Source organism: Subtercola boreus, assembly GCF_003399625.1.
In the GTDB taxonomy this organism is placed as follows: Bacteria; Actinomycetota; Actinomycetes; order Actinomycetales; family Microbacteriaceae; genus Subtercola; species Subtercola boreus_C.
In genome coordinates, this window is the sequence record NZ_NBXA01000010.1 from 1 (window position 1) to 5631 (window position 5631).

The following is a 5631-nucleotide window of genomic DNA, read 5'->3' on the forward strand; positions in this document are numbered from 1 at the left end:
GGAGCGTCCGATCTTTGAGAACTCAACAGCGTGCACATTGTCAAATGCCAAATCCCCGTGGCACCTTTTTGGTGTCCGGGTTCCTTTGGGAAATTGAAATTAGTAGGCCCTTCTTTGGGAGGGTTTACGGACAAGCAAGTCAGTAATGATTTGTTCTGTCAGTATCGAACTTGTCAGTCAGTCATCGATTCCCGTTGTCTGGTTGGCGCGTAAGCATTTACGGAGAGTTTGATCCTGGCTCAGGACGAACGCTGGCGGCGTGCTTAACACATGCAAGTCGAACGATGATGCTGAGCTTGCTTAGCGGATTAGTGGCGAACGGGTGAGTAACACGTGAGTAACCTGCCCTTGACTCTGGGATAAGCGTTGGAAACGACGTCTAATACCGGATATGACGACCGAACGCCTGTTCTGGTTGTGGAAAGATTTTTTGGTCAAGGATGGACTCGCGGCCTATCAGGTTGTTGGTGAGGTAATGGCTCACCAAGCCTACGACGGGTAGCCGGCCTGAGAGGGTGACCGGCCACACTGGGACTGAGACACGGCCCAGACTCCTACGGGAGGCAGCAGTGGGGAATATTGCACAATGGGCGAAAGCCTGATGCAGCAACGCCGCGTGAGGGATGACGGCCTTCGGGTTGTAAACCTCTTTTAGTAAGGAAGAAGAACTTCGGTTTGACGGTACTTGCAGAAAAAGCACCGGCTAACTACGTGCCAGCAGCCGCGGTAATACGTAGGGTGCAAGCGTTGTCCGGAATTATTGGGCGTAAAGAGCTCGTAGGCGGTTTGTCGCGTCTGCTGTGAAAACTGGAGGCTCAACCTCCAGCCTGCAGTGGGTACGGGCAGACTAGAGTGCGGTAGGGGAGATTGGAATTCCTGGTGTAGCGGTGGAATGCGCAGATATCAGGAGGAACACCGATGGCGAAGGCAGATCTCTGGGCCGTAACTGACGCTGAGGAGCGAAAGCATGGGGAGCGAACAGGATTAGATACCCTGGTAGTCCATGCCGTAAACGTTGGGAACTAGATGTAGGGACCATTCCACGGTTTCTGTGTCGCAGCTAACGCATTAAGTTCCCCGCCTGGGGAGTACGGCCGCAAGGCTAAAACTCAAAGGAATTGACGGGGGCCCGCACAAGCGGCGGAGCATGCGGATTAATTCGATGCAACGCGAAGAACCTTACCAAGGCTTGACATGAACGAGAACGGGTCAGAAATGATCAACTCTTTGGACACTCGTTTACAGGTGGTGCATGGTTGTCGTCAGCTCGTGTCGTGAGATGTTGGGTTAAGTCCCGCAACGAGCGCAACCCTCGTTCTATGTTGCCAGCACGTTATGGTGGGAACTCATAGGAGACTGCCGGGGTCAACTCGGAGGAAGGTGGGGATGACGTCAAATCATCATGCCCCTTATGTCTTGGGCTTCACGCATGCTACAATGGCCGGTACAAAGGGCTGCGATACCGTAAGGTGGAGCGAATCCCAAAAAGCCGGTCTCAGTTCGGATTGAGGTCTGCAACTCGACCTCATGAAGTCGGAGTCGCTAGTAATCGCAGATCAGCAACGCTGCGGTGAATACGTTCCCGGGCCTTGTACACACCGCCCGTCAAGTCATGAAAGTCGGTAACACCCAACGCCAGTGGCCTAACCTTCGGGAGGGAGCTGTCTAAGGTGGGATTGGTGATTAGGACTAAGTCGTAACAAGGTAGCCGTACCGGAAGGTGCGGCTGGATCACCTCCTTTCTAAGGAGCACGTTCACTGTCCGTCTGTATACAGCGGAATCGCAGTGACAGTCATTTCAACGGAAGTTATCTGTTGGTGGCGCTCATGGGTGGAACATTTGACATTCGCGTAGTGCTTGTTCAGTCGTTAGTACGACTGGTTCCTTCGGGGGCTGGTTTGGAAGGGGGTTGGGTTGAGTAACCGTGTTGTGCACGCTGTTGGGTCCTGAGGGACCGGGCAGCCTTTTCGTCGTGGTTTATCGCGTCGGGTGGGTTGACTCATAACTCTGGACCTCATTTCGGTTCGAAACGTCTGTTTCGGATTGTTTGGGGTACCGCCCGTATTTTGAGAACTACACAGTGGACGCGAGCATCTCCAGTCGCAATTGGATCCTTTCGAGGGTCTCTTTGTGGACTGGTAATCAATGTTCAGCCTGATTCCTTCGGGAGTTGGGTGAAAGCATTGGTCTTTGTTGTGCAAATTTTGTTTGAGAAGTTTTTAAGAGCAAACGGTGAATGCCTTGGCATCTGGAGCCGAAGAAGGACGTATAAATCTGCGATAAGCCTCGGGGAGCTGATAATAGAGCTGTGATCCGAGGGTTTCCGAATGGGGAAACCCCGCCAGGCCCTTTGGGTGACCTGGTGACTCCCGCCTGAATATATAGGGCGGGTAGAGGGAACGGGGGGAAGTGAAACATCTCAGTACCCTCAGGAAGAGAAAACAATAGTGATTCCGTGAGTAGTGGCGAGCGAAACCGGAACAGGCTAAACCGTTCATGTGTGATAGCCGGCAGGCGTTGCATGTTCGGGGTTGTGGGACTTGCCTGCAGTTACTGCCGTACTGCGAGAGTTACAGCGCTATATAGACGAATGGGATTGAAAGCCCAGCCGTAGCAGGTGCCAGCCCTGTAGTCGAAATGTAGTTATGGCTCGGTGAGTATCCCAAGTATCGCGGGGCCCGAGAAATCCCGCGTGAATCTGTCAGGACCACCTGATAAGCCTAAATACTCCCAGATGACCGATAGTGAACAAGTACCGTGAGGGAAAGGTGAAAAGTACCCCGGGAGGGGAGTGAAATAGTACCTGAAACCGTTTGCTTACAAGCCGTCGGAGCGCCCTTTGTTGGTGTGACGGCGTGCCTTTTGAAGAATGAGCCTGCGAGTTAGTGATCAGTGGCGAGCTTAACCCGTGAGGGGAATGCGTAGCGAAAGCGAGTTCGAATAGAGCGTTTGAGTCGCTGGTTCTAGACCCGAAGCGAAGTGATCTATCCATGGCCAGGTTGAAGCGACGGTAAGACGTCGTGGAGGACCGAACCCACTTCAGTTGAAAATGGAGGGGATGAGCTGTGGATAGGGGTGAAAGGCCAATCAAACTTCGTGATAGCTGGTTCTCTCCGAAATGCATTTAGGTGCAGCGTTGCGTGTTTCTTGCCGGAGGTAGAGCTACTGGATAGCCGATGGGCCCTAAAAGGTTACTGACGTTAGCCAAACTCCGAATGCCGGTAAGTGAGAGCGCAGCAGTGAGACGGTGGGGGATAAGCTTCATCGTCGAGAGGGAAACAACCCAGACCACCATCTAAGGTCCCTAAGCGCGTGCTAAGTGGGAAAGGATGTGGAGTTGCATAGACAACCAGGAGGTTGGCTTAGAAGCAGCCACCCTTGAAAGAGTGCGTAATAGCTCACTGGTCAAGTGATTCCGCGCCGACAATGTAACGGGGCTCAAGCACGCCACCGAAGTTGTGGCATTTATATTTTTGGCAGGCCTTCGTGGTCCAGCCGTATGGATGGGTAGGAGAGCGTCGTGTGGCCAGCGAAGCGGCGGTGTAAACCAGCCGTGGAGGCCACACGAGTGAGAATGCAGGCATGAGTAGCGAAAGACGGGTGAGAAACCCGTCCTCCGAAAGATCAAGGTTTCCAGGGCCAGGCTAATCCGCCCTGGGTAAGTCGGGACCTAAGGCGAGGCCGACAGGCGTAGTCGATGGACAACGGGTTGACATTCCCGTACCGCAGAAGAACCGTCCAAGCCAATCCACTAATGCTAAACATCTGAAACCCACCTTATTGATCCCTTCGGGGTGAGAGGGGTGGACGTAGCGTGTGACCCTATGGTGGTGCGGTTAGCGTATTAACAGGTGTGACGCAGGAACGTAGCTGAGCCGGGCGATGGTTGTCCCGGTCTAAGAATGTAGGCCGAGGGGTAGGCAAATCCGCCCCTCATATAAGGTTGAGACTCGATGGGTACCCTTCAGTGGGGAAATCAGTGATCGTCTGCTGCCAAGAAAAGCATCGGCGCGAGGTTCCATGTGCCCGTACCCCAAACCGACTCAGGTGATCAGGTAGAGAATACTAAGGAGATCGAGAGAATCGTGGTTAAGGAACTCGGCAAAATGCCCCCGTAACTTCGGGAGAAGGGGGGCCCCAATCGTGAACGAACTTGCTTCGGGAGCGTGATAGGGCCGCAGAGACCAGTGGGAAGCGACTGTTTACTAAAAACACAGGTCCGTGCCAAGTCGCAAGACGATGTATACGGACTGACGCCTGCCCGGTGCTGGAAGGTTAAGAGGAAGAGTTAGCCGCAAGGCGAAGCCCAGAATTTAAGCCCCAGTAAACGGCGGTGGTAACTATAACCATCCTAAGGTAGCGAAATTCCTTGTCGGGTAAGTTCCGACCTGCACGAATGGCGTAACGACTTCCCAGCTGTCTCAACCGCGAACTCGGCGAAATTGCACTACGAGTAAAGATGCTCGTTACGCGCAGAAGGACGGAAAGACCCCGTGACCTTTACTATAGCTTTGTATTGGTGTTCGGTGTGGCTTGTGTAGGATAGGTGGGAGACTGTGAAGCGGGCACGCTAGTGCTGGTGGAGTCATTGTTGAAATACCACTCTGGTCACTCTGGATATCTAACTACGAACCGTAATCCGGTTCTGGGACAGTGCATGGTGGGTAGTTTAACTGGGGCGGTTGCCTCCTAAAGAGTAACGGAGGCGCCCAAAGGTTCCCTCAACCTGGTTGGCAATCAGGTGGCGAGTGTAAGTGCACAAGGGAGCTTGACTGTGAGACTGACAAGTCGAGCAGGGACGAAAGTCGGGACTAGTGATCCGGCAGTGGCTTGTGGAAGCGCTGTCGCTCAACGGATAAAAGGTACCTCGGGGATAACAGGCTGATCTTGCCCAAGAGTCCATATCGACGGCATGGTTTGGCACCTCGATGTCGGCTCGTCGCATCCTGGGGCTGGAGTAGGTCCCAAGGGTTGGGCTGTTCGCCCATTAAAGCGGTACGCGAGCTGGGTTTAGAACGTCGTGAGACAGTTCGGTCCCTATCCTCTGCGCGCGCAGGAAATTTGAGGAGAGCTATCCCTAGTACGAGAGGACCGGGATGGACGAACCTCTGGTGTGTCAGTTGTACTGCCAAGTGCACCGCTGATTAGCTACGTTCGGAACGGATAACCGCTGAAAGCATCTAAGCGGGAAGCCGGCTTCAAGATGAGATTTCCATACCATTCATGGTGAGAGGCTCCCAGGAGACTACTGGGTTGATAGGCAGGATGTGGAAGCACCAACTAACGAGGTGTGGAGCTGACCTGTACTAATAAGCCGATAACTTCACAAACACCACCACCCCTGATCTGATTGGGTGTGGCTGAAAGTGATCTGCGCAACAAAAACACTCGCGTCCACTCTGTGGTTCCCGACATACGGTCGGAAACCGCCCCCACACATGGGGGCACACAACTGAATACTGCAGCAACTGCAGGAGCACCCAGACCGTAGAACGTCGACAGTGTTTCGGCGGCCATAGCGAGAGGGAAACGCCCGGCAACATTCCGAACCCGGAAGCTAAGACTCTCAGCGCCGATGGTACTGCAAGGGAGACCTTGTGGGAGAGTAGGACACCGCCGGACCCACATTA

At 53.8% G+C, this 5631-nt stretch carries 3 rRNA genes; all 3 read left to right on the forward strand.

Features of this window, described 5'->3' with window-relative positions:
• The first annotated feature begins 216 nt into the window (after positions 1-216).
• The 3 genes from B7R21_RS05465 to rrf all read left to right on the forward strand — a co-directional run bounded on the left by B7R21_RS05465 (position 217) and on the right by rrf (position 5623).
• Positions 217-1742, forward strand: a 16S ribosomal RNA gene (locus B7R21_RS05465).
• 468 nt (positions 1743-2210) lie between these two features.
• Positions 2211-5331, forward strand: a 23S ribosomal RNA gene (locus tag B7R21_RS05470).
• A gap of 175 nt (positions 5332-5506) precedes the next feature.
• Positions 5507-5623: ribosomal RNA gene (rrf, locus tag B7R21_RS05475) — 5S ribosomal RNA — on the forward strand.
• Together the 16S, 23S and 5S rRNA genes form the textbook arrangement of a ribosomal RNA operon.
• The last annotated feature ends 8 nt before the right edge of the window (positions 5624-5631 follow it).